Raw genomic sequence first — 2,557 nt, 5'->3', positions numbered from 1 at the left:
ATATTGGCTTCGACATCTTCTTCAAGGTGCTCGACCAGTCGTCGCTGTGGTCGCCCGTCGACAGCGCGGCCGGCATCCTCATCAGCGCCGCCATCCTCATCATCCTGGCGTTGATCGGCGTGAACATGCTGGTGCTCCTGGTGAGTGGCTGGATCCTTTCTTACGCGGGCGTCTTCTTCCTCGGCTTCGGTGGGTCGCGCTGGACCTCCGACATGGCGATCGGCTACTACAAGACCGTTCTGAACATTGCCGCGCAGCTTCTTACCATGGTCCTGCTGGTCGGCATCGGCAAGTCCTTCGTCGACCAGTACTACGCCGGGATGAGTGCGGGCATCAGCCTGAAGGAGCTGGGCGTGATGATGATCGTCGCCGTGGTGCTGTTTGCCCTTGTCACCAAGCTGCCGTCGTTGGTTGGCGGCCTGGCGATGGGTGGCAGCGTGCACACCATGGGCAGTGGCCTTGGGACGGGCGCGGCGATGGCGGCGGTCGGCATGGCCAGCGCGGCCGTCGGTGTTGCCGGCGCAGCCATTGCCGCCGGGGCAACAGGCATGGCCGGCGGCGCGCAAGCCCTAATGGCGGCGTGCTCGAAAGCGTCGCAGGACGTGGCCGGTGGTAGCGACATGCTTGCGAACCTGGGTGGGGGCAGTTCGTCGGGTGCGGGCCGGTCGTCGGGCGGTGGCAGCGCAAGCCCGCTGGCGGCCGCAATGGACAGCGGTTTGGTCGGTCACGGATCGTCTGGTGGTGGCAGTTCACACGGCCGATCCGACACCAAGCAGGCAACCACAAAGCGTGGCGCCACGCTGGGGGCAGTGCAGTCGAGCGGCATGGTTTCGGCAGTGGCCAAGGTCGGCAAGGTCGCGGCAGGCACTGCAGCGAATTTGGCGCAAGGCGGCTGGGACGTCGCAAAGGCGAGGGCCGGCGAAGTAAAGGATGCCGCGATGGATCGCATCGGCGAAACGACGGGCGGCAAGATCGCTGCGGCCATCAAGGACAAGGGCGATCAGAAGCCCGTATTCGGCAGCGACAGCCTGGCAAAGGCAGACGACCAATCGGTGGACGCAGAATCGGAAATCGCCGCATTCCGTGACCGCGCCGCCCAATCTTCTTGAAAGGAGCATCCCCGATGAAAAACCAGTGCGTTCTCGCGCCGTTCACCCTGGCGATCGCCGCCGCAACCGCGGCCTCCGCCGGTGCCCAGGAGGTGCTGACCGGCGATACCCGCCTGGCGTGCGAGGCCACCCTATGCCTGGCGACGGGCACCCGGCCGGGCGAGTGCGCGCCGTCGCTCTCGCGCTATTTCGGTATCAACAAGCGGAAGTGGTCGGACACCGTGCGAGCACGCACCAGCTTTCTGAACCTGTGCCCGGTGTCGGACCAGACACCGGAAATGCGTGCGCTGGTCAATGCCATGGCGAACAGCGCCGGCCGCTGCGACGCGGCTTCCCTGAACGTGACGCTGCGCGTGTGGAATCACTGGGACGTTGACGGTGGCAAGGTGTTGATCAACAACCAGATGCCGGGCTATTGCGCAGCCTACACCGGGCACCAATACAGCAGGCTAGGCGACCTTTCGCCCAAGTATGTTGGGACGCCGGAACGAGGCGGCTACTGGGTCGATGCGCAGGACCATGACGCTGCCGTGGCCCGGTACAACGATCGGATTGCTACCGAGGATAGCCGGCGCAGGAATGGCGAGTGGTACCGGTAGGACGAAAGAGGAAACGGTCATGCCTTTCGTCGATCTTCCGCCCCAGCTTCAAGAGCGCGTCGTCTGCTCGATCGCGGCCGCTGTGAAATACCAGATTCCCGCGAACATGGTGCTTGCAGTGGCGGAGAAGGAAGGGGGGAAGCCGGGCCAGTGGGTGCGCAACGCCAACGGCACGCATGACGTGGGGCCGATGCAGTTCAACACGGTGTACCTGCGCGACCTGGCCCGCTACGGCATCACGCCCGATGACGTAGCAGCGGCCGGCTGCTATGCCTTCGACCTCGCCGCCTGGCGGCTGCTGCAGCACATCAAGAAGGACAAGGGCGATCTCTGGACGCGGGCCGCCAATTACCACTCCCGGACGCCGCAGTACAACGCGGTGTACCGGGCGGATCTGGTCGTCAGGGCGAGAAGGTGGGCGGATTGGCTGGAGGCTCGATTTGTGACGGTGGACGTGACGAAAGTGGGCGCCCTGTCCTCGTCGATGCCTGGGGCGCCGGCAACGGTGCAGCCAGGCTCGGTGCAGACGACGATGGCGGCAACGAAGTTAACCGCGACGCCGGCACAAACGCCGGCGGCAACGGTTGCGTGGAATACCTACGGGTATGTCCCGCGAAAAGTCATCATCGGCGGACAGCCATGAGCAACGCGCTCAAAGTCAGCGGTGAAAACGATGGCCACGTCTTGCGAAAACAGGCCGCGCCGGCGGCATGGCGATCGGCGCTCCCGAGTTCGACACTTTTCGCGTGCCAGACGCATAATCGGGGTTTGGTTTGCAATAAAAACAAGGAGTTGGCGCGCAGCCGGAAATTTTGTGTAGTGACACGTTTAGCCTAAAAGCCTATTGCG

General features: G+C 64.2%; 3 protein-coding genes. All 3 read left to right on the top strand.

The window, feature by feature from the left end:
• On the top strand, positions 1-1,109 hold a 1,109-nt coding region (gene trbL, locus Q1L50_RS18785; protein WP_300341734.1), incomplete at its 5' end, for a P-type conjugative transfer protein TrbL.
• A gap of 14 nt (positions 1,110-1,123) precedes the next feature.
• Positions 1,124-1,708, top strand: coding sequence for a TrbM/KikA/MpfK family conjugal transfer protein (locus Q1L50_RS18780; RefSeq protein ID WP_300341733.1), 585 nt, complete (start codon positions 1,124-1,126; stop codon positions 1,706-1,708).
• Between the two features lie 19 nt (positions 1,709-1,727).
• Positions 1,728-2,351, top strand: coding sequence for a transglycosylase SLT domain-containing protein (locus tag Q1L50_RS18775; RefSeq protein ID WP_300341732.1), 624 nt, complete (start codon positions 1,728-1,730; stop codon positions 2,349-2,351).
• Positions 2,352-2,557: the final 206 nt, after the last annotated feature.

The sequence above is a fragment of the Accumulibacter sp. genome (genome assembly GCF_029255145.1).
Taxonomy (GTDB): Bacteria; Pseudomonadota; Gammaproteobacteria; order Burkholderiales; family Rhodocyclaceae; genus Accumulibacter.
This window is presented reverse-complemented; position numbering and strand designations above follow the sequence as displayed.

Coding starts and splice junctions, on each gene's coding strand:
- Q1L50_RS18775 (WP_300341732.1), top strand. CDS start 1,728: ATGCCTTTCGTCGATCTTCCGCCCCAGCTTCAAGAGCGCGTCGTCTGC.
- Q1L50_RS18780 (WP_300341733.1), top strand. CDS start 1,124: ATGAAAAACCAGTGCGTTCTCGCGCCGTTCACCCTGGCGATCGCCGCC.